The sequence below is a fragment of the Lactococcus fujiensis JCM 16395 genome (assembly GCF_002441655.1).
Taxonomy (GTDB): domain Bacteria; phylum Bacillota; class Bacilli; order Lactobacillales; family Streptococcaceae; genus Lactococcus; species Lactococcus fujiensis.
Genome location: NZ_JXJU01000003.1, coordinates 119,796 through 142,271 on the forward strand (window position 1 = coordinate 119,796; position 22,476 = coordinate 142,271).

Below are 22,476 nucleotides of genomic sequence, written 5' to 3' on the forward strand. Positions count from 1 at the left end.
TTACTCAGCTCATTCTTTTCTAAAATATGTTAAAATTAATCTGTCAGTGCTGATCATCTCAAAAATTTTGGAGTCAGTAGTGATGGATTTTATTTATTGAAAAATAGAAAAAATGGAGGGAAGATGCCAGAATTACCAGAAGTCGAAACTGTCAGGAGAGGACTTTCACAACAAATCATTGGACAAAAAATTGTTAAAATTGAGTCGAGTTATCCTAGAATGATTTTGACGGGATTGACTGAATTACAAGAGCAATTGACAAATAAGGTCATTACTGGTATCTCAAGACGTGGGAAATATCTCATTTTTGAATTCGATGCACCATATCGTTTAATTTCACATCTCCGTATGGAGGGGAAGTACCGCTTAGAAAAAGGGGGTACTCAACCGCTTAAACATGACCATATTTTCGTATCGCTGGCTTCAAATCAAGGAAGCGGTGAACATCCGGATCAAATACTAGTCTATGCAGACGTACGAAAATTTGGGACTTGGGAACTGATTGGTGCAGATGCCCTTTCAACTTATTTTAAACAAAAAAAGATTGGCCCCGAACCTACCCCGATGGATTTTGATGAATCGCTTTTTGCAGAAAAATTAAATCATTCGGCAAAAAAAATAAAACCTTATTTACTTGAACAAACACTTGTTGCAGGATTGGGAAATATCTATGTCGATGAAGTTTTATTTCAGGCAAAAATTCATCCCGAAACAATTTCGTCAGAACTGACGACAAAACAAATTCATCTATTGCATGATACGATCATTGAAATCTTGCAAAAAGCGACTAATTTGGGAGGATCCAGTATTCGAACCTACAAAAATTCTTTTGGTAAACAAGGGGAAATGCAAAAAGAATTGAAAGTTTATGGCAAAAAAGGGGAAAAATGTCCAAACTGTAATCATCTCATTGAGAAAATAAAGGTAGCTGGTCGTGGTACACACTATTGCCCAAACTGTCAAAAAATATAGTCAAAAAAAATAAAACTTCCTGTTACAATTCGAATTTATTTTCGTATAAAAAAATAGGAGGAAAAAAAGTAAAAAGACTTATCAAAATTATAGAAAAATGCTATAATTAATTATAAATAAAAATAACGGAGAACAAATTTGGCAACAAAGAAAAAAACTAATTTTGACGATATTACCAAAAAATATGGTGAAGCAAGAGATAAAGCATTGAACGATGCACTAGCTTTAATTGAAAAGGATTTTGGTAAAGGTTCGCTTATGCGTCTTGGTGAAGCGGCAAATCAAAAGGTGCAGGTTATGAGTTCGGGCTCTCTTGCCCTTGATATCGCACTTGGTGCGGGTGGATATCCTAAAGGTCGTATTGTTGAGATCTATGGTCCAGAATCATCTGGTAAAACCACTGTGGCCCTTCATGCAGTAGCCTCGGTTCAAAAAGATGGTGGGATTGCTGCCTATATTGACGCTGAAAATGCACTTGATCCAGAATATGCCAAAGCACTTGGCGTTAATATTGATGAGCTTCTACTCAGCCAACCAGATTATGGTGAACAAGGGTTACAAATTGCAGAACGCTTGATTCAATCAGGTGCTGTTGACCTCGTTGTTATTGACTCTGTTGCTGCATTGGTACCAAAAGCTGAAATTGACGGTGAAATTGGTGATAGTTCAGTTGGTTTGCAGGCCCGTATGATGTCACAAGCCATGCGTAAATTGGCTGGTCACATTAATAAAACAAAAACAACAGCAATTTTTATCAATCAGTTACGTGAAAAAGTTGGGGTCATGTTTGGTTCGCCTGAAACAACACCTGGTGGACGTGCGCTTAAGTTTTATGCTTCTGTTCGTCTTGATGTCCGTGGTTCTACTAAAATTGATGAAGGAACAGGTGATAATAAAGTTTCAATCGGTAAGGAAACAAAAATTAAAGTCGTTAAAAACAAGGTTGCTCCACCTTTCAAAACAGCTTTTGTCGATATTATGTTTGGTGAGGGAATTTCCAAAACAGGAGAACTGCTTAAAATTGCTGTTGACGAAGGCTACATAAAAAAATCAGGAGCTTGGTTTGCATATAATGATGAAAAAATTGGGCAAGGGGCGGAAAAAGCAAAAGCCTATCTTGCTGAACATCCAGACGTATTTGATGAATTGGACAAGAAAATTCGTTTGGCGCATGGCCTAATTAAATCTGAGGATGAAACAGTAGTTGAACCTGAGAAAGCAAAAAAATCGGCCAAAGCTGCTGTTGTAAAGGAAAAAAATATCGAAAATTCCGATTCTCAAGAAATTGAATTGGACTTAGAATAATTAATAATAGAAAATAGAGATTTTTTAAAATCTCTATTTTTAGTTATTGACAGTTTGGTATGATTGGTCTATAATTTTCTCAAGTCTCAATATCAGGAGGTGTAGATGTCCAAAAATGTCAAAAAAATTATCCGGTGGGGACTACCACTTTATGCCCTTTTATCACTTCTCTCTCTAGTGATCTATATATCATTTCACACAATTTTTTACCAAATTAATTGGAATAAGTATGCGAGTGATGGAAATTACTACATCAAAGTTCAAAAAATAATGCAAGGAGGATTATTGAGACTCAGCGGCAACCAAAATACTGTTCAATCCCCTTTTCTAATCAGTCTTTTGATTCTAGGAATTTTGTTAAGTATCGTAATATTTGTCATTACTTACACCACTTTTTATGCACGAACCTTTCTGCCATTAGTGACATGCGTTGCCTATTTAATTCCATTGGTCACAAATTTAGGGACGAATCTTTTGATGACGTTCATTCTGGCTTATCTTTTGATTTTTTTATCCAGTTTTTTGACGTCTGCTTCATTAAAAAGCCTTTATTAGTAAAAAAAACACTCGACTTGGTCAGGTGTTTTTTGATGGTCTAAATTTGGCGATAATGCCAAATGCAAAAATCCAAATGAGCGAACCAATTGCTGGGATAATCGTATCGCTGAAGAAAAAGAGGGAGACAAAGATTAGCGCGAATGCTAGAATCGTTATGGGAACTAGTACTTTTGCCCACGGTGTTACAAAACCATGAGGATCAAAATCACTCGATTTACGGAATTTTAAATAAGTGATCAAAGAGATAATGTAGACGACAAGGAATAGGTTAGTTGCGACACTAGTAATGAAAACAAAACCGTTTGATATACCCGGAATCATTGAAATAAATGGTGTAAAAAAGATTAATCCTGACGTAAATAGCAAGGCTTTAATTGGGATACCAGAACGGGACATTTTTGTAAAAGGAATCAAAATTTTATCGCCGTTAATTTTTGACAGGGCATAGAGATTACGAGTCGTTGAAAATAAGGCAGAATTTAATGCGGATGCAGCTGAGGTCAAAACCACAAAATTAACCAACGTTGCTGCCCATTTAATTCCAATCAATTGAAAAATCATAACAAAAGGAGATTGATCAGCTGGAATGTCTTGCCAACGATAAATGCACATGATTGCTACCAATGCACCAATATAGAACAAAATAATTCGAAGAGGAATCTGATTAATTGCTAACTTAAGTGTTTTTCGAGGTTCTTCCGTTTCAGCGGCAGTCATCCCAATAAATTCCATCGCTACGAAAGCAAACATTACCATTTGGAAGCTTTCAAAGAACTTGGATACTCCATTGGGAAAGAATTTAAAACCGTCGGTTATATTTTGGAAACCAACCGATACACCGCCTGATTGGAAATTTGTTAACATCAAAATTAAAGCTGTTAAAATCATCCCGACGATGGCAACAATTTTTATCATGCCAAACCAAAACTCAGTTTCTCCGAAAAACTTGGCATTAAGAGTGTTGAGTGCGGTCAATAAAGCTAAGACGAATATTTCACTGAGCCAGATTGGAAATTGTGGTAGCCAAAAGTGAATATAAGAACCAATCGCCGTTAATTCGGCCATCGCTGTAAAGATAACGACAAGCCAGTAGGTCCACGAAATAAAATACCCCGTCTTATCGCCAAGGTAACGAGAAACAAAATTCAAGAACGAATGTTGCTCAGGGTCTATGTAGAGCATCTCTCCAATCGTTCGTAAAAGGATAAACATTAAAGCGCCAATGATGAGATAAACCAGAAGAATCGAGGGCCCAGTTAAACTTATTGATTTACCAGCGCCAAGGAATAAGCCAGTTCCAATTGTTCCTGCTATGGCAATCAGTTGAACATGTCTATTTTTTAAACCGCGTTGTGAGGGTGTTTCAGTGTTTTTCATAATAAGACCTATTATACAACTTTTCAATATAAAATGTATACTCTCTCTATAATTTTTCAAATAAATAAAAATATTCTAATAATAAAATAATAATTATCTTATGCATTGTGTCTGAACTTAGAATAACTTCCAAAACAAATGGTCCAGATTATAGCACCAAGAGCAGGAAATAGGGTGTCTGTATGTAAGAAAAGAGAAATAAAAACGACGGTAAAAATCAGCAGAACGAAGGGAACCGTGATTTTTGCTTGTGGTGTAATAAACCCATCAGGAATAAAGTCCTCAGATTTTCGATAGTTAAAAAAAGTATATAAATGGATAAAATAGACAATCAAAAAGAGATTAGTGGTACAAGAAGCAGCAAAATCAAAGGCATTCTGAATTTGAGGAATTAGCGTTAATACGGGGGCAAATAAGGAAAGTCCTCCAACCAAAAAGAGTGCATTTAGCGGAATTCCATGCGTTGATAATTTTGTAAATGCAGTTAACTTGCCACGGTCATGTTGTTTGGACAGGGCATACATATTTCGAGTGGCAGAAAAGAGTGAACTATTCAAGGCTGATCCTGCAGAAGTGAGGACCACAAAATTAATTAATGCTGCTGCCCATTTAATGCCAATTAATTGAAATACCATCACAAATGGGGATTTATCAGCAGGAATATGTTGCCAGTCAAAAATAGTCATGATGGACAATAAAGCACCCACGTAAAAAATGAGTATCCGAATTGGGATTTGATTGATTGCTTTGGGAATCGTTTTTTGTGGATTTTCAGTCTCAGCTGCGGTCATGCCAATAAATTCCATTGAGGTAAATGCAAACATAACCATTTGGAGGGCACTGACCCAATTCATGATTCCTTTAGGAAATAAAGAAAAACCGTTGGTAATATTTGAAATTGAAACCGAACCTTGATAAGTTTGACCTTGAATAAGCGAAGAATAAGAGAAGTGACCAAAAAGCAAAAAAACAGCTGTTCCAATCATTCCCAAAATGGCTGCAACTTTTATGATAGCAAACCAAAATTCTGTTTCACCAAAAAATCGAGCATTCAGGGTGTTGAGACCAAAGAGGAGGGCTAGTGCTACAATTTCAATGAGCCATAGAGGGACACTAGGCAACCAGAACTGAATATAGGTTCCAATTGCAGTGAGCTCAGAAACACAAACAAAAACTAAGACAAGCCAGTAAGTCCATTGCACAAAATAACCTGCACGTGATCCAACATATTTTGTTGTAAAGTTGAGGAAAGAGTGTTGCGTTGGATCTTGATATAGTAATTCACCGATGGTACGCAGGAATATGAACATGGCAATTCCGACGATGATGTAAGAGAAAATAATAGATGGCCCTATCATTTCTATTGTTTTGCCTGCACCTAGAAAGAGTCCCGTCCCAATCGTACCAGCGATAGCGATTAATTGAATGTGCCGGTTTTTTAGTCCCAATTTAGGCTGTTCGGCCAAATCTTCATTTTTCATGATTTTTCTCCTTTGAATAATTACGTGGTCAATAATGTAATATTATATATAATTTAAAAAATATGTATTCTATTTTAGACTAATTTTGGTGAGCTTGCAAGAATAAGCTCGATTGTTAAACTTTTTAGTTTTTGATATAATTAATGATATGTTAATCATCGATGAAAAATTACTTGCGCTTGATGAGCAGATAGACCAAATTGTTGCCGAATTCATTAATTTGCCTGAAGTTACAACTTATCGTCTTGCTAAAATTGAATTTAATAAGGACCATGAATTACAAGACAAGCTTCGACTTTTGAATGCACAAGCGGATTACATTCTTTATCGTCCCGAGCTCAAGCAATTGCAAAAAGAAATTATCACTAATGATAAAGTTTATGCTTTGAAATTAGCTGAAAATGATGTTCAAGTAGTTTTGTCAGAACTGACTGAACGTATTGCACGATCAATTTCTGATCATATTTATATTGATGAAAACTTACCATTGAAAGGAGGAAGTCGTCATGACAGACATCATCGAAAATAATAGTCCTTTAAAAACGACAGATATTCGTCCTTTGGAAGTACCTGGTCGGGTTCCAATCTATGTCTATTGCACATCCTTCAAGGGGACACGACAATTAAGCCGCTATGGCGATGTTGGTTATGTGAGTCAAAAAGGCCACTTTACTCTTGTTTATGTGGATGAAAAAGAACTCGAAGATAAAATTGAACAACTTAATCAACTCAAATTTGTTCGCAAAGTTATGCCAGGGCATATGAAAGAATTAAGTACAAACTTTCAAGAAACATTTGCGGAAACGAACCTTGAAATTAAGAATGAAATGGGATTATCTTAATAAAAAAACTGCCTTAGGCAGTTTTTTCTAGTTTTTCTATAAAGGTTTTTAAATTTTCAGCTTCAATGTGAGCTAAATGCAGTTCTTCACTTTCGGTAAGGACAATCCCTGAAGGCGTTTGAGTAAAATTATTTTCATAAAATTGGTGTAATGAATCTTTTAACACGTGTTTGCTGTAATCACGAAATACTTTGAATTCACTTGTTGATAGCCCAATTTCGGTTAGTATTTTTTTTCTTTCGCTGTTGTTATAGTCTAAAAGGCGCGAAACAGTAAGGTTATTTTGGAGTTGCAAAATAAATTTCCGACCAAATTTCCGTCCATATAAATTGACGGTAAAAAAATCTAAAGCGATTTTTTCAAGGCGATCCGAACACGCGTTTAAATACTCGACCGTTTTGGGATATTGAGCTTGGTCACGACAAGCCTTTGCAGCACTGAGATTAACTACAGGATATAGATACCAATCATTTCGGTCAAATTCGTCAAGGTTATCTAGCATTGGAGTAAAATAGAGATGAATTTCAAGCATAAATCGCTCAACTTTCTAATCATAATCACAAAGAAAATAATAACAAAATTTAAAATGGAACTCTAATCATATACAAAAAAAGCGAAGGAGACCTCGCTTTTATTTTTTCAAATGTCGTAAACAATCTAAGAAACGTACGACTTTGGATTTTGAAAAGCGATACTCAACTTGATTTTTTTCAAGGAAATCAAAGAAATCTCTCTTTCCTTGCGTGTTTTCTTCAACTTCAAGCTCAAGCTCAAAGTCAGTGTGACCTAAGTAGTCATTTTTGTCTAAAGCACAAAGTCCAATTGGTAGTTTTTGTTCGTAGCGAATTGTTGTTAAACTACCTATTACGGTGATTTCCGACACGTCAATGTCTCGTTCAATAAGCAAATCAAAGATTTCACTTAAATCGGTTTTCCCACAAGTTAAATCTTTTTCACCAAGCAGAAACTGTGCTTCATCAAGGGAGAGTGAAATGTTATATTCGATGTTGCCAATTTCTTGAGGCACTTTCAAAGTCATCTCAGCATCTCGGTCAAAAGTTCGAATACGAAGCGCTAATTTCTTTCTTCTTAATTTGTAATCAGGCGTGTCGAGATAGTGATTGGTTTGCCTGACGGGGGTAATGTGAGTAAAAAGCAGCTTTAATTGGTCATATTCGGCCAAACTGAGTAGCGATTTATACTCAATCTCCAGATTGGTACTCATTTATTTGATTGATGAATTTTGGTTTTATAATAAATTTATAAAAAAGAAAACATCTTTCCTTTCAGATATGGTAAAATTATTAATATAAATTAAATCTATTGTATCAAAAAAAAGGAAGAATTGGCAAGTTGCCATTATTAGGCGTGAATATGAGCTTTGATTGGGAAGATTTTCTTGACCCTTACGTGCAGACCGTCGGGGAACTAAAAATTAAACTGCGTGGTGTTCGTAAACAATATTTGAAAAAAGGAATCTATTCGCCCATTGAATTTGTTACTGGGCGTGTTAAGCGTCGTGATTCAATTTTAAAAAAAGCCCGCAAAAGAAGTTATACGCGTGATAATTTATCCGAAATGGAAGATATTGCTGGCATTCGGATCATGGTCCAATTTGTTGAGGATATTTGGGAAGTTTTGGATTTGTTGAAGAAACGCAATGACTTCAAGATTATTGAAGAACGCGATTATATTAATAATCAGAAAGTTTCAGGTTATCGGTCTTATCATGTGATCATTCAATATCCCATTGATACAATTGATGGTTTTAGAATTATTAACGCTGAAATTCAAATTCGCACATTGGCTATGAATTTCTGGGCAACAATTGAACATAGCTTGAATTATAAATACGGTGGGATGATTCCTGAAGATGTCAAAGTTCGATTGACAAATGCAGCGCGTGAGGCCGCGTCTATGGACCTCGAAATGTCAATCATTCGTGAAGAAATTCAAGAAGCTCAATTACTATTTGATAGCCCACAAGCACTTGCAGATTATAAAAAGGAACACGGAGAAGAAGATGAATTTTGGTAAAAAAATTTGGCTGATTGGCAATTCGAGTGAAAAATCGAAAAAAACCGTAAGTGCATTGAGAAAACTTCTACGTGCAGAACATTTTATTTTTGATGATATTAATCCTGAAATTGTTGTATCTGTTGGTGGAGACGGAACTCTTTTGCGTGCCATGCATATGTATGAGTATCAATTAGACAACGTTCGATTTTTAGGCGTTCATACTGGACACTTGGGGTTTTATACGGATTTCACAGACGATGACTTGTTTGATGTGGTTGACGCGCTACAAAAAGAAAATTCTAAAGAAGCTGTTCGATACCCATTAGTGAAAGTACAGGTCAATTTTGATGACGGCTATCAAATTGTTCGGCACGTTTTAAATGAGTCAACGATTCGTCGCGCGAGCAAAACGATGCTTGGCGATGTGAAAATCTCAGATTATCTTTTCGAACGTTTTCGTGGTGATGGTTTGTCCATTTCTACGCCAACGGGTTCAACGGCTTATAATAAATCAATTGGGGGAGCGGTCATGCATCCTCGCGTTGAGGCCATGCAGATTGCGGAAATAGCCAGTTTGAATAATCGCGTTTATCGAACATTGGGTTCACCAATGATTGTTGCAAAAAAAGATCTTATAACGGTAATACCAGCACGCGAAGATGACTATAGCTTGACTTTTGATCAACTTACTTTTGAATATCAAAATATTAAATCAATTGAATATAGCCTTGATGGCGCTACTATTGCTTTTGCCAATTGTGCCCACACCCCATTTTGGGAACGTGTTCGGACTTCCTTCATCGGAGAAGTGGAGTAAGACGTGCAATTTTCCTTTACAAATGAAATTGATCATTCAATGGTCAAGGGACTACTTAGGCGACATGGTGTTTCTAAAAGACTCTTATCTAATATTAAATTCGATGGCGGGAAAATTTTAGTTAATCAAGTAGAGCAAAATGCAATTTATCGACTCAAAATTGGTGATATTGTTACAATTATTGTACCCGATGAGCCAGATAATGAGTTCTTGACTCCAGAGGATACTCCTTTGGATATTTTGTTTGAAGATGAGCATTATTTAGTCGTGAATAAGCCTGCAGGAGTTCCTTCAATAACGGGTGCTGTCCATCCAAACGGGGCCATGTCGAACGCTGTGAAAGGTTATATTAGTCGACAAGGTTATGCCAATCAAGCGGTGCATATTATTACACGGCTTGACCGTGATACGAGTGGTATAATGTTTTTTTCAAAGCATCGGTATGCACACGCATTGATGAATATGGGCTCTAAGTACCGTTCAACTTTACAGAAACACTATTTTGCCATCGTTAATGCAGTTACCCCGTTGTCTGTGTTGACAGAAGAAGAACAAGCGATGGTCAGCGAGAACTTGCGCCAATCAGGTCAAGTATTACCTGATGAAGGAGAAATAAATTTGCCTATTGGTCGACTGGATGGTTCAATTATTCAGCGGCAAGTTCGCTTTGACGAAGGGAGCAAATCGGCAAGTACCTCCTTTAAAATTGTTCAAAAAAGAAATGGCTTTGATCTTTTAGATATTATATTGCATACTGGACGAACACATCAAATAAGAGTTCATTTTTCACATCTTGGTTTGTCTCTCATCGGAGATGATCTTTATGGTGGAAACCATGAACACTTGCCACGACAAGCACTTCATTGTCACCACTTACAATTCGTTCATCCATTCACAGAAGAATTAATCGAGATTGAATTAGATATGCCGGATGATATGAAAAATTTATTAAAATAATGATATGTTTACGCTTGCAAAAAATTGAAATGATGATATAATGGAATCAAATAATTAAGGATTGTGACGGGTAATGCCGGCGAGACCGAAATGAACACGTGCTTTGGCCAGAATGGTCAAGTATAGTTTTGTTTCGGTCTTTTGTTTTGTCCGAGAGAGGAGTTAAAATGCAGATCGTAAAGGTATTTAATAATAATGCCTTGTTAGTCAACTCGAATCATGAAGAAAAGTTCGTTATGGGGAAGGGGATTGGGTTTAAGAAAAAAGCGGGCGATAATGTTGAAGAAAGTGCAGTTGAAAAAGAATTCACTTTTCTAAGAAAAAGCATGCGAGATTCGCTTCTTGATCTTTATGAGCAACTTCCGCCAGAAGAAATTGATCTTGTTGTTGGGCTTATAAAAGAGGCTGAACAAACCTTACATCAGAACTATTTTCTAAGTTTATATGTCTCACTTGCCGACCATATTCATTTCGCAGTAGAGCGTGCCCGTGAAGGATTGAAAATTAAAAATCCTCTTGTTTGGGAAGTTCGAAAGTTTTATCCAGATGAGTTTAATTTAAGTAAAAAGTACATTCAACGAATGAATAGAAGTCTTGAACTTGATTTGGATGAAGATGAAGCCGCGGCACTAGCCTTACATTTTGTTAATGCCAGACAAGAGAATGGGATATTTCGGAACACTTATGAAATTACTCATATTATTGATGATATTTTAAAAATTGTTCGTGTTCATTACCACATCAGTTTTGATGAAAATTCGTTGAGTTTTCAACGTGTGATTACGCATCTTCATTATTTGGGGCAACGTCTCATTTCTGGAGATGGTACAACAAAAATGATGGATCCTTTTCTTTATGAACAAGTAAAAAATAAGTATCCAGAAGCATCTCAGTGTGTTGACAAAATAGTAACCTACCTTCTTGAACAAAGAGGATACAAGTTGGATACCGATGAAATTGCATACCTAACCTTACATATTCAGCGTTTGGTTACCGAAATTGAAAATTAAGCCAGAAGGAGAAAAAATGACGAAGAATTATGATGAATTGGCTAAGGACATCCTTGACCATGTTGGAGGACGAGATAACGTGATTGACCTCGTTCATTGTATTACGCGGTTACGTTTTCGTTTGAAAGATGAGGGCTTGGCTGATGATGATTATCTTAAACAGCGTGAGGGTGTGGTAACCGTTGTTAAATCTGGAGGACAATATCAAGTTGTTATAGGAAATGAAGTACCCGATGTTTTTGATGCAGTCAATCGAGTTGGTAATTTATCCGGAGCTAATAAGTCAGAGGATGTAGTTGATGCACCAAAAGGAAGTTTGTTCAATCGTTTTATTCAATTGATGTCAGGCCTTTTCCAACCCATTCTTGGCCCACTAGCAGCAGCGGGAATGTTGAAAGGTCTTGCTGCTTTACTTGCGGCTTTTGGTTTCTCTACGACTTCTGGTACTTATCTTCTAATCCAAGCGGCTGGTGACGGATTCTTCCAATTTCTTCCATTTTTCCTAGCCTATACTGCATCTAAGAAGTTCAAAATTAATAAATTCACAGCAATGGCCATTGCAGGAGCGATGCTTTATCCTTCATTAGTTAATCCAACAACCGGACACCCTTTATATACGCTTTTTAAGGGGACAATGTTTGAAAGTCCAATACACTACACCTTTTTTGGACTACCAGTTATCATCCAATCCTATTATTCAACCGTCGTTCCTATCATTTTTGCCATCTTCTTTGCATCAAAAATAGAGAAGTGGTTAAAAAAAGTAGTCCCAGAAGTTGTTAAATTATTTATTGTTCCCTTCATGACTTTATTAATTACTGTCCCAGTATCTATTTTAATCATTGGTCCAATATTAACATGGGCATCGGCTGCGGTTGGGAATGGAATTGCCTTAGTCAATTCATTTGCTCCATGGCTTTCTGGAGCACTAATTGGAGGCTTTTGGCAGGTTCTTGTTATGTTTGGATTGCATTGGGGGTTAATTCCTATTGCAATGAATAATTTAGCTACACTGGGCTATGATCCCATTGTTGGGCCAGCGATGGCCGTTAGTTTTGCGCAAATTGGCGCTTTGTTGGCAGTTATGATTCGAACAAAAGAGAAGAAAGTAAAACAACTCTCAGTTCCTGCCTTTATCTCGGGCCTTTTCGGAGTCACGGAACCCAGTATATATGGGATCACATTACCAATGAAAACCCCATTCATTATGAGTTGTATTTCAGCCGCGATCGCATGTGGAATTGGTGGGTTCTTCAACCTTCGCATGTATATGGTTGGAGGCTTAGGTGTATTTAGTTATCTAAGTTATTTTACTGCCAAATCTGGATTGGGAAACCTTTACGTTTATATCATGACAACTGTCTTAGCCTTTGTTTTAGCCTTCATTCTTACTATGTTTGTCAAAATACCAAAACTTTATGAGAAAGCAGAGATAAGTGATGAAAGTCAAACAAATGATGTACACGAAAGTGTAGTCACACCTTCTGAAAAACTGAACATTAAAGAAATCATTGCCTCTCCTTTTTCAGGCCGTCTTATCCCACTTCGTGATACACCGGACCCTGTTTTTGCATCAGGGACATTTGGTATGGGGGTTGCAATCGAACCTCGTATAGGAGAATTAGTCGCTCCCACGAATGGAACCATTCAATTCGTATTTCCTACGAAACACGCGATTGGCCTAGTCACTGAAAATGGAACGGAGATTCTTATTCACATCGGTATGGATACTGTTCAGTTAGAAGGAGAAGGTTTCACCGCTTTTGTGAAAGAAGGAGATAAAGTTCTAGCAGGACAAAAATTAATGGATGTTGACCTTGATTTAATTAAACAAAAAGGGTATTCTACAATTACACCCATTGTTGTAACGAGTGAAGCCCAAGATACTTTGCCAACAGAGGAGCATGAACTTCAAGCTGGTGACTATCTTATGACTATTTTAAGATAATTCAAATAATATTTATTCATTAAATTGAAAAAGGAGAATACAATGACAACATTTCCAAAAGGATTTTTATGGGGTGGCGCGACGGCGGCGAATCAACTTGAGGGAGGGTTTGATCAAGCTGGAAAAGGTCTATCTGTCGCCGATGCAATGCCTGGTGGGAAGCAAAGGATGAGTGTTTTAGCCAGTAATGATTTCAATTGGGAAATTGACGATAAAAAATTCATTTACCCTAACCATCGTGGGATTGAGCATTACGAACGTTTCGAGGAAGATATTAAATTGTTCGCTGAAATGGGGTTTAAATGCTACCGATTTTCGATTGCCTGGACAAGAATTTTCCCACGGGGGGATGAAAAAACACCAAATGAAGCAGGACTTGCTTTCTATGAAAAAATCATTGATACTTGCCTAGAATATGGAATTGAACCAGTTATTACTATTTCACATTATGAAATGCCACTGGTTTTGGCTAAAGAATATGGGGGATGGAAGAATCGCCAACTCATTGCTTTTTATGAAAATTATGCCTCAGTTGTTTTGAATCGTTTTTATAAGAAAGTCAAATACTGTATGACTTTTAATGAAATTAATTCGGCTTTCCATTTCCCTGCTTTAAGCCAGGGAATGGTCAAATCGAGTGGTGCTGGCGACTTCAAGAATATTGCACAAGCATGGCACAATCAATTTGTGGCAAGTGCAAAAGCCGTTAAAATTGGTCATGAATTAAACCCTGAATTGAAAATTGGTTGTATGATTATATATGCTACCACCTACAGTATAGATTCTGACCCAGTCAATCAAGCGGCAACGATGGTTCAAAATCAAGAATTTAATTATTACTGCGCGGATGTGCAAGTTCGAGGCCAATACCCTGCCTACACGGAGCGAATGTTAAGAAATCATGGAACTTCTTTTGATGAACTTGATATTACTCCTAATGATCTCGACCTATTAAATACTTATCCTGTTGATTATGTTGGTTTTAGCTATTATATGTCTTCAGCTGTTAATGTGACAACAGAACAACCAGATGAAATTGCTGGAAATTTATTGGGAGGCGTGCGGAACCCATTTTTAAAGGCCAGCGAATGGGGCTGGCAAATTGATCCGGAAGGCCTACGAATTGCTTTGAACGAACTTTATAATCGTTATCAAAAACCTGTCTTTGTTGTGGAAAATGGACTCGGAGCAAAAGACGAAGTGGTTGGAAGTATGATTCAAGATGATTATCGGATTAATTATCTTCGTGAGCACATTGAAGCAATGGCTGAAGCGATTCAAGATGGAGTGGATCTAATGGGTTACACGCCTTGGGGGTGTATTGATTTGGTCAGTGCTTCAACTGGTGAAATGAGTAAACGTTACGGCTTTATTTATGTGGATTTAGACGATGATGGCAATGGAACACTTGATCGCACTCCTAAAAAATCATTTTATTGGTACAAAAAAGTGATTGAAAGTAATGGAGATATTTTATAATTTTTCAATTTAGCGTAAATAAAAACCTTGTCATTAATGACAAGGTTTTTTATTTTTTTAGAACTTCCAATCTTTAACAATTTTGACTGCTATAATTTTGACTGGATCTACTGGGGAAGATGCTTCTCCTGAAGAATTTGTTGTCACTTTAGCTGATGCTATTTTATCGACGATATCCATGCCAGAAACAACTTGACCAAAAACAGTATATGAGCCGTCAAGACTTGGGTATCCTCCTTTTTTGTATGCATCAGCAATTTTTGTTGGACGAAGGTAATTGTTGAGTTGGCTCGTCATATCTTGACTGTTTTGAACAATGAAAAATTGTGAGCTACTTGAGCTTGCTGCACCAGTGTTAGCTAATGCAACAGCGCCACGAATATTGTAAAGTTCATTTGAAATTTCAGTGTCAAATGATTTGCCGCCATTCACAGCAGAAACGACTTTACTCCCTGTTCCTTTGTTTGATGGATCTCCTGTTTGAATCATGAAATCATTGATGACACGGAAAAATTCATTATTTTTGTAGTAGCCTTCTTTAGCCAAAGCTAGGAAATTTTGAACGGCATGAGGTGCCAGTTTAGGGAAAAGTTTGATGTCAATGTTACCTAGGCTCGTCTGAAGTTGAACTTCTGCTTCGTCAGTGCTGACTGTTGATGTCAATTGTGGCAAATTTGACTTATCAAGTTTTTCTTGAGTTGTTTGTGAGCCATCAATCCCCGTGCCTTGACCAGCAACGCTTGAAGAAGATGTTTTAGAAGATTCTGTAGTTGATGTCTTTGTACTTGTATCATTTTTCGCAGGTTGGTTAGCGAAGTAGATAAGTAGTCCAATGACGACAACAAGAATTACCCCACCAATTGTGAGGATGATATTTTTATTTGTTTTCGTTTCCATAGTGCTATTTTAACACAAAATATATGTTTTATGAATTAATATTCAAACTTTTACTTGCAATTTTTTTTAGAATAGTTTATAATGAATAAAAATTAAGAAAGGGGATCACAAAATGTATAATGCAAATTTAACTACTGTCCATCATCATGTGCATAGATAAAAGTTGTGTCGTACGTTTGGTATAGATACAGCTTTAGAGTACGCTCAAGTATCTATGCCGGTGATTCTGATAAAAGACCGGTTGTAAAGACAACTGGTCTTTTTTTGTTACTTGTACTCGCCTTTGCTCTAAAAAAGAGAATTTATGCAAAGGTTTTTTATATAAAAATAATCGTCTGAATATTTCGGATATTTAATAAATAAGAAAGGGAAATCATGTCCTACACCATTAGTATTCTGCCACAGTTAGCCCAAGGATTTATTGTCACCTTACAAGTCTTTGCTATTACACTTCTCATTTCAATTCCACTAGGAGTTATTATCGCCTATTTACTCCGTCTCCCGTTTTTAAAATGGATTTTCAATTTGTATATTTGGGTGATGCGTGGTACACCTTTACTGCTACAAATCATTACGGTTTACTTTGGTCTTCCGCTCATTGGAATTACCATTTCAGACCGTTTGACATCTGTATTAATTGCCTTTGTACTGAATTATGCAGCCTATTTTGCAGAAATTTTTCGTGGGGGGCTTGCTGCAATTCCCAAAGGACAATATGAGGCCGCGCAGGTTTTAAAATTAAGCAAATGGCAAACCACACGCCTAATTGTATTGCCTCAAGTTGTCAAAATTGTTCTCCCATCTGTGATGAACGAAGTGATTAATCTTGTTAAAGATTCATCATTGGTTTATGTAGTAGGAATTATGGATGTTACTTTAGCTGCTCAAACGGCAATGAATAGAGATATTACACTTGTTCCAATTTATATTGCAGGGTTATTCTATTTATTATTTAATGGCATTCTAACCATCATTTCAAGGCTGGCTGAAAAACGATTCAATATTTATAAATAAGGAGATAAAATGCTCGAAATTAAAAATTTAACCAAAAAATTTGGAGATAAAATTATTTTTGATCAATTCAATTTTACATTCAATGACAATGAAGTGTTAGTCATTTTAGGGCCTTCAGGTGGAGGAAAAACGACATTACTTAGGATGTTGGCAGGTCTGGAAAAAATTGATGAGGCGACAATTATTTTCAATAATGAAAGCTATGATTTGAAAAATGAATCCTTCGATAAAAATATTTTAGGCTTTGTTTTCCAAGATTTCCAACTATTTCCACATAAAACTGTTCTTGAAAATTTAACATTGAGTCCAATCTATACTCAAAAAATGAACAAGATAAAAGCGATTGATAAGGCAAGGGAGGCTCTTGAAAGACTAGATTTATCTGATTTTGAAAATGCATATCCCTATTCATTGTCGGGTGGACAAAAACAACGTGTTGCATTGGCGCGAGCGATGATGATTGACCCTGAAATTATTGGTTACGATGAGCCAACGTCAGCATTGGATACTGAATTACGTGACCAAGTCGCTGACATGATTATCGAAAATAAAATGTTGGGAATGACACAAATTGTTGTTACACATGATCCCATTTTTGCTGAAAAAATTGCTGATCAGATATTAAAAGTCAACCCGCGTGATTGATTTACATTCATACAATAGAAAGAAGAAAAACGATGAAAAATTTAACTAAAATGATGGTCGCAGTCATTGTAACAATCTGTCTTATTACACTCAGTGCTTGCGGGAAAGCGAGTACGACAAATGAGAATACATGGCAAAAGGTAGAGAAATCGAAAACAATTACGATTGGCTTTGATAATACCTTTGTGCCAATGGGCTTTAAGGATAAAGATGGCACAAATAAGGGCTTCGATATTGATTTAGCAAATGCTGTTTTTAAAACATATGGAATTAAAGTAAAATGGCAGCCGATCACTTGGTCACTAAAAGAACAAGAATTAAAAAATGGGAACATTGATTTAATCTGGAATGGTTATTCGGTCACTCCAGAACGTGAAAAATTGGTCAAATTTTCAGAGCCATACATGGAAGGAGGGGATATCCTTTTAACGAAAAAATCATCGGACATCACTAAAATTTCTGAAATGAAAGGGAAAACTATTGGGGCGCAATCAGGTTCTTCTCAATATCAAGTCTTTAATGATCAACCAACTAAATTGAAGGATTTAGTTGCTGGTAAAACAATCGTTCAATATTCAACTTTTGAACAAGGTTTGCTAGACGTCAAGAATGGGCGGATTGATGCCCTTCTCGTTGACCAAGTTTATGCCAATTATTATCTGAAGCAATCAAATGAAACTAACTTGTTTAATTCGATTCCGGTGGACTTTGAGAGCTCACCGATGGCTGTTGGTGCACGGAAGGCAGATTCTGTCTTGATTGAAAAGATTAATGCAGGAATCAACAAGCTTGTTGCGAATGGTGAATTCAAAACAATTTCTGAAAGATGGTTCGGAAAAGATGTCTATCCAGTGACGAAATAATGGCTCACGATGGGCGCTGACTGAGTACTATTGAAGAATTTGTTCAAGATATTGAAATAAATTGGTATAGTGTATAAAAATGTAATTTTGGGCAAGTTATACGTGGTTTATTGAATGTTTTGTGATAAAATATAGAACGAATAGAATGTAATAAAATACAATTTATTTGAACACTGAATCAATCGAGGAACTATTTTGGAAGAAAAAAATCAAGTGAAAAGAAATTTAAAGCAGCGTCACATTACGATGATCGCTCTGGGAGGTACGATTGGTACTGGTTTATTTTTGACTTCTGGGGCAACAATTAGTCAAGCAGGACCAATTGGATCGGTTTTGGCCTATATTTTCATTGGTGTGATGGTTTATTTTGTCATGACATCGTTGGGGGAAATGGCAACTTATTTTCCGACCTCCGGTTCATTTTCGGATTATGGTAGCCGTTATGTTGATCCAGCATTTGGTTTTGCCTTGGGATGGAATTATTGGCTTAATGGGGCAATTACAATTGCTGTTGATTTGACGACAGCAGGTTTGATTACTCAATTCTGGTTTCCTCACGTGCACGCTTGGGTTTTTTCTGGAATTGCGACCATTCTAATTTTTATCATCAATGTTTTGGCTGTTAGGGCCTTCGGAGAAACAGAATATTGGTTGTCTACAATTAAAGTGATTACTATAGTTATTTTCTTAATCGTTGGTGTCTTGACTATTTTTGGAATCCTGGGACAAGGGTCAGTTGATGTAGCAAAGAATTTAACAGCAGGGAATCACGGCTTTGTTGGAGGCATTTCTGGCTTTGTGGGCGTTCTCCTTATTGCAGGATTCTCTTTCCAAGGAACGGAGCTTTTAGGAGTAACGGCTGGCGAAACTGAGAATCCTGAAAAATCAATTCCCAAAGCGATGAATTCAATTTTCTGGCGTATTTTACTTTTTTATATTTTTACGATTATTGTAATTGCAGCGATTATTAATTACAAGGACCCTCGGTTGTTGAATCCCAATTCAACCGCTGTAATGAGTCCCTTCACCATTGTCTTTAAGAATATAGGCTTTGCTCTTGCAGCTTCAGTTATGAATGCGGTGATTTTGACATCAGTTGTGTCCTCAGCAAATTCTGTTATGTACGCGTCAACTCGAATCTTGTATTCCTTGGGACAAGAGCATGGGGCACCGAAAATTTTTGGACGAACGGCGAAAAATGGAATTCCGGTGATTGCATTGTTGGCGACATCAATCATTTGTTTTATTACCTTCTTGACAGGGATTTTTGGAACACAAATTTATCTGTTTTTGGTTGATTTGTCATCACTGACCGGTTTTCTTGCATGGTTTGGTATTTCTGTCAGTCATATTCGTTTCCGGAGGGCTTACTTGACTCAAGGAAAGGACTTAAACGACTTGCCTTATCAAGCGAAATTATTCCCAATCGGTCCTTTACTTGCTCTGCTAATGACGGCAGCGATTATGATAAATTTAGACCCTGCACAATTATTTAGCCCACAATGGGGACAAGCTTTAGCAACTTATGCAGCTTTGCCAATGTTTATTTTGCTTTATTTTGGATACAAATGGAAATACAATACAAAAATTATTCCACTTACTGAAGTTGATTTGAGTCGTGAAAAATAAGTTTAAAAGAGCAGTAGCTCTTTTTTTATAGAGTAAATCGAATAATAAAAAATATAATTGACATAAATGTATCAATCATTTAAAATGAAAAATAAGGTGGAGGTATATCATGAAATTAGTGGCACTCGTTGGGACCAATGCAAGTTATTCATACAATCGTAAATTGTTGTGGTACATGAAGAAAAGATTTGGTCAATTGGCACAAATTGATGTACTTGAAATTAGTGACCTTCCTCTTTTTTCAGAAGACACTCTTGACAGACCGGACAGCGTCTTGTTCTTGTCTAATAAAATTGCGGAAGCAGATGGCTTAATTATTAGTACACCGGAATATGACCATTCAATTACTGCCGCCTTGAAATCAGTTTTAGAGTGGCTTTCATGGGGGGATGAGCATCCACTGACTAAGAAACCAATCATGATTGTTGGGGCATCTCTAGGTAATATGGGGACCGTATTTGCCCAAGAAAACCTACGACAAATTTTGAATTCTCCTGGGATTGATGCTTTTGTTTTACCAGGTAATCAGTTTTTATTAGGTCGTGCAAGTCAAAGTTTTTCAGAAAGAGGTGATCTGACAGAGGAAAAGACGATTCATTGGTTGGAACATTGTTTCAATAATTTTGTTGGCTTCGTAAAAGTCATAAATCCTGCTAAAGAAAAACAACCACAATTCATTGATGATGTTTCAGAACAGTGGTGGATTGAAGATGCAAGTCTCGGTCTTCCTTTTGAAGATGACGCAGATACTGGTTCAACTGAGGATTTGGACGACGGGACAAGTTTATTTGCCTAAGTTGGAGAGGAATTAAAGAATAAGATGGTAGAAATTAAAGACTTAGCTCGTCATCAGGTTGCAAAGACCTATGAAGCAATGGGAACATCAATAAAATTGGCTGTTTTTGGTTGGTCGGATGAAAAAATTTTAGACGAAGCTTTCAAACTGATTCAATATTATGAAGACATTTTCACTGTAAATCGAGCAGATTCAGAAATAATAGATGTAAATAAGGCTGCAGGTCGTATGCCAATTCAAGTTTCAGAACCCGTTTATCATTTGTCTAAAATCGCAATTAAAGAAAGTTTGGAAAAATTTGGATTTAACGTAACCCTTGGTCCATTAGTAAATTTATGGCGCATCGGATTTTCCGATGCAAGACTACCACATCCTGATGAAATTGCTGAAAAAATGGAAGTGATTGATCCAGAATTTGTACAATTTGATGACCAAAATCAAACCATTTTTCTTACAAAGGAAGGGATGTCTCTGGATCTTGGCGGCATTGCGAAAGGATATATTGCCGATCGTATCAAAAATTTGTGGCAGGCTTATGGAGTTGAATCAGGGATTATCAATCTGGGAGGTAATCTTTTATTGATGGGAGATGCCCCCCATCATAATGATAAAAAATGGCGTATTGGCGTGCGAAATCCGCTTGAAAAGAATAAAAAGAATGTTTTACAAGTTTTGACAGGGGCAAAATCATTTGTGACGTCTGGGATTTCAGAAAGACATCTTGATGTTGGCGACCGGTCTTATCATCACATTATTGATTCTAAAACAGGCTACCCGCATGACAATGATATTGCGAGTGTGACGGTCATTACGGACAAGTCCATTGTTGGTGAAATAGAATCGACACGCTTATTTTTTGCAGATGAGGCGCCACAAAATTATCAGTATCCAGCAATTATTATTTTTAAAGATCGCACAGTAAAATTGGTCAATCTAGATGAAAAGAATGTTCACATCACTGATTCAGAATACAAACTTATTCCCTAAAAGACTGTCATCACTGACAGTCTTTATCATATAAAATAAAGTCTTTGACAAAAGCCTCTTATTACTGTAAAATAGATAAGTACGTTTTAATGGCGTATTGGGCGTGGGAGACTTCAATGAAGTCAAAATACCACATCACGAAAACTAATAAGGAGAAAATTTATCGTGGCTAAAAAAGTAGAAAAACTCGTTAAATTGCAAATTCCTGCAGGGAAAGCTACACCAGCTCCTCCAGTTGGTCCAGCTTTGGGTCAAGCAGGTGTCAACATCATGGGATTCACAAAGGAATTCAACGCTCGTACAGCTGATCAAGCTGGTATGATCATTCCAGTTGTTATCTCAGTATATGAAGACAAATCATTCACATTCATCACAAAAACTCCTCCAGCAGCAGTTCTTTTGAAAAAAGCAGCAGGCGTTCAAAAAGGTTCAGGAACTCCAAATACTGTAAAAGTTGCATCTGTAACTAAAGCTCAAGTCAAAGAAATTGCTGAACTTAAGATGCCTGACCTTAATGCATCTTCAGTTGAAACTGCGATGGCTATGATTGAAGGTACTGCTAAATCTATGGGATTCACTGTTACTGACTAAAATTTTTTGCGATGCACATTGAAAGAACACATTTTTCTACTAAAGGATGAGGTGTAAATTCAAATTTGTCTATAACAAAAAATTTCGAGATTTGTAAACTGTTTAATCGCTTGTCAAGCACTTAAAACTTGGAAAATATTTTCATTTTTTCACTGCCGTTATCGTATTTTGAGGAATCCTTTCCTTGATACATTGAAGCCATTGAGCAAAAGAACAAGTTCAGAAAAAGTCACACATGCAATCCACGTATCGTGGAAGGCTTAAAGCACATTCGTGCTGAAAAAACCGA

Annotated in this window: 23 protein-coding genes; 18 read left to right on the plus strand and 5 right to left on the minus strand. The window is 36.7% G+C overall.

Annotated elements, in window-relative coordinates:
* Nucleotides 1-123: 123 nt before the first annotated feature.
* The 3 genes from mutM (at nucleotide 124) to RT41_RS03500 (ending at nucleotide 2,832) form a co-directional block, all read left to right on the plus strand.
* Nucleotides 124-972, plus strand: coding sequence for a DNA-formamidopyrimidine glycosylase (gene mutM / locus RT41_RS03490; protein ID WP_096817494.1), 849 nt, complete (start codon nucleotides 124-126; stop codon nucleotides 970-972).
* A 138-nt stretch (nucleotides 973-1,110) separates the two neighbouring features.
* On the plus strand, nucleotides 1,111-2,277 hold the full coding sequence (gene recA / locus RT41_RS03495; protein ID WP_096817496.1) for a recombinase RecA: 1,167 nt from the start codon (nucleotides 1,111-1,113) through the stop codon (nucleotides 2,275-2,277).
* A 105-nt stretch (nucleotides 2,278-2,382) separates the two neighbouring features.
* Nucleotides 2,383-2,832 carry a hypothetical protein gene (locus RT41_RS03500; protein WP_096817497.1) on the plus strand — a complete coding sequence of 150 codons (450 nt, stop codon included), beginning with the start codon at nucleotides 2,383-2,385 and terminating at the stop codon, nucleotides 2,830-2,832.
* 21 nt (nucleotides 2,833-2,853) lie between these two features.
* Here RT41_RS03500 and RT41_RS03505 read toward each other — a convergent pair whose 3' ends face one another.
* Both RT41_RS03505 and RT41_RS03510 read right to left on the minus strand, forming a co-directional pair.
* Nucleotides 2,854-4,212, minus strand: coding sequence for an amino acid permease (locus RT41_RS03505; protein WP_096817499.1), 1,359 nt, complete (start codon nucleotides 4,210-4,212; stop codon nucleotides 2,854-2,856).
* 98 nt (nucleotides 4,213-4,310) lie between these two features.
* Entirely contained in the window at nucleotides 4,311-5,693 is a 1,383-nt protein-coding gene (locus RT41_RS03510; RefSeq protein WP_096817501.1) for an amino acid permease, read from the minus strand.
* Between the two features lie 148 nt (nucleotides 5,694-5,841).
* Between RT41_RS03510 and RT41_RS03515 the strand changes: the two genes are divergently transcribed.
* Nucleotides 5,842-6,222: a YlbF/YmcA family competence regulator gene (locus RT41_RS03515; protein ID WP_054639189.1), complete on the plus strand. Its 381-nt coding sequence runs from the start codon at nucleotides 5,842-5,844 to the stop codon at nucleotides 6,220-6,222.
* A complete protein-coding gene (locus RT41_RS03520) occupies nucleotides 6,200-6,535 on the plus strand; it encodes a DUF2129 domain-containing protein (protein WP_054639121.1) in 336 nt (111 codons plus the stop codon). The genes RT41_RS03515 and RT41_RS03520 overlap by 23 nt, the downstream gene beginning before the upstream one ends.
* A 13-nt stretch (nucleotides 6,536-6,548) precedes the next feature.
* On the opposite strand, the gene RT41_RS03525 is transcribed toward RT41_RS03520, so the two are convergent.
* Both RT41_RS03525 and RT41_RS03530 read right to left on the minus strand, forming a co-directional pair.
* Entirely contained in the window at nucleotides 6,549-7,067 is a 519-nt protein-coding gene (locus RT41_RS03525; protein ID WP_096817502.1) for a DsbA family protein, read from the minus strand.
* Nucleotides 7,068-7,166: 99 nt separating this feature from the next.
* Complete coding sequence (locus tag RT41_RS03530; RefSeq protein ID WP_096817503.1) at nucleotides 7,167-7,760, minus strand: CYTH domain-containing protein; 594 nt, start codon at nucleotides 7,758-7,760, stop codon at nucleotides 7,167-7,169.
* Between the two features lie 149 nt (nucleotides 7,761-7,909).
* Here RT41_RS03530 and RT41_RS03535 point away from each other — a divergent pair, with 149 nt between their 5' ends.
* From RT41_RS03535 to RT41_RS03560, 6 genes are all read left to right on the plus strand, one after another.
* The gene (locus tag RT41_RS03535; RefSeq protein ID WP_096817633.1) at nucleotides 7,910-8,572 is read left to right on the plus strand and encodes a GTP pyrophosphokinase; all 663 of its coding nucleotides are present in this window, start codon (nucleotides 7,910-7,912) and stop codon (nucleotides 8,570-8,572) included.
* Nucleotides 8,559-9,371, plus strand: a complete 813-nt coding sequence (locus RT41_RS03540; RefSeq protein ID WP_096817505.1) for an NAD kinase — start codon at nucleotides 8,559-8,561, stop codon at nucleotides 9,369-9,371. The genes RT41_RS03535 and RT41_RS03540 overlap by 14 nt, the downstream gene beginning before the upstream one ends.
* A 3-nt stretch (nucleotides 9,372-9,374) precedes the next feature.
* Nucleotides 9,375-10,328 (plus strand): RluA family pseudouridine synthase, encoded by a 954-nt coding sequence (locus RT41_RS03545; RefSeq protein ID WP_096817507.1) that lies wholly within the window; start codon nucleotides 9,375-9,377, stop codon nucleotides 10,326-10,328.
* 167 nt (nucleotides 10,329-10,495) lie between these two features.
* Entirely contained in the window at nucleotides 10,496-11,338 is an 843-nt protein-coding gene (gene licT, locus RT41_RS03550; protein ID WP_054639118.1) for a BglG family transcription antiterminator LicT, read from the plus strand.
* Nucleotides 11,339-11,354: 16 nt separating this feature from the next.
* Nucleotides 11,355-13,286, plus strand: coding sequence for a beta-glucoside-specific PTS transporter subunit IIABC (locus RT41_RS03555; RefSeq protein WP_096817510.1), 1,932 nt, complete (start codon nucleotides 11,355-11,357; stop codon nucleotides 13,284-13,286).
* Nucleotides 13,287-13,328: 42 nt separating this feature from the next.
* Nucleotides 13,329-14,765: a glycoside hydrolase family 1 protein gene (locus tag RT41_RS03560; RefSeq protein WP_096817511.1), complete on the plus strand. Its 1,437-nt coding sequence runs from the start codon at nucleotides 13,329-13,331 to the stop codon at nucleotides 14,763-14,765.
* A gap of 57 nt (nucleotides 14,766-14,822) precedes the next feature.
* On the opposite strand, the gene RT41_RS03565 is transcribed toward RT41_RS03560, so the two are convergent.
* On the minus strand, nucleotides 14,823-15,662 hold the full coding sequence (locus RT41_RS03565) for a peptidylprolyl isomerase (protein WP_096817514.1): 840 nt from the start codon (nucleotides 15,660-15,662) through the stop codon (nucleotides 14,823-14,825).
* A 375-nt stretch (nucleotides 15,663-16,037) separates the two neighbouring features.
* Between RT41_RS03565 and RT41_RS03570 the strand changes: the two genes are divergently transcribed.
* From RT41_RS03570 to rplK, 7 genes are all read left to right on the plus strand, one after another.
* Nucleotides 16,038-16,676, plus strand: a complete 639-nt coding sequence (locus tag RT41_RS03570; RefSeq protein WP_054639117.1) for an amino acid ABC transporter permease — start codon at nucleotides 16,038-16,040, stop codon at nucleotides 16,674-16,676.
* A 9-nt stretch (nucleotides 16,677-16,685) separates the two neighbouring features.
* On the plus strand, nucleotides 16,686-17,321 hold the full coding sequence (locus RT41_RS03575; protein WP_096817516.1) for an amino acid ABC transporter ATP-binding protein: 636 nt from the start codon (nucleotides 16,686-16,688) through the stop codon (nucleotides 17,319-17,321).
* A gap of 32 nt (nucleotides 17,322-17,353) precedes the next feature.
* On the plus strand, nucleotides 17,354-18,184 hold the full coding sequence (locus RT41_RS03580; RefSeq protein WP_096817518.1) for an amino acid ABC transporter substrate-binding protein: 831 nt from the start codon (nucleotides 17,354-17,356) through the stop codon (nucleotides 18,182-18,184).
* Between the two features lie 195 nt (nucleotides 18,185-18,379).
* Nucleotides 18,380-19,813 carry an amino acid permease gene (locus RT41_RS03585; RefSeq protein ID WP_096817520.1) on the plus strand — a complete coding sequence of 478 codons (1,434 nt, stop codon included), beginning with the start codon at nucleotides 18,380-18,382 and terminating at the stop codon, nucleotides 19,811-19,813.
* A gap of 109 nt (nucleotides 19,814-19,922) precedes the next feature.
* Nucleotides 19,923-20,609 (plus strand): NADPH-dependent FMN reductase, encoded by a 687-nt coding sequence (locus RT41_RS03590; RefSeq protein ID WP_096817522.1) that lies wholly within the window; start codon nucleotides 19,923-19,925, stop codon nucleotides 20,607-20,609.
* A gap of 24 nt (nucleotides 20,610-20,633) precedes the next feature.
* On the plus strand, nucleotides 20,634-21,596 hold the full coding sequence (locus RT41_RS03595; RefSeq protein WP_096817524.1) for an FAD:protein FMN transferase: 963 nt from the start codon (nucleotides 20,634-20,636) through the stop codon (nucleotides 21,594-21,596).
* Between the two features lie 165 nt (nucleotides 21,597-21,761).
* Nucleotides 21,762-22,187 carry a 50S ribosomal protein L11 gene (rplK, locus tag RT41_RS03600; RefSeq protein WP_096817526.1) on the plus strand — a complete coding sequence of 142 codons (426 nt, stop codon included), beginning with the start codon at nucleotides 21,762-21,764 and terminating at the stop codon, nucleotides 22,185-22,187.
* Nucleotides 22,188-22,476: the final 289 nt, after the last annotated feature.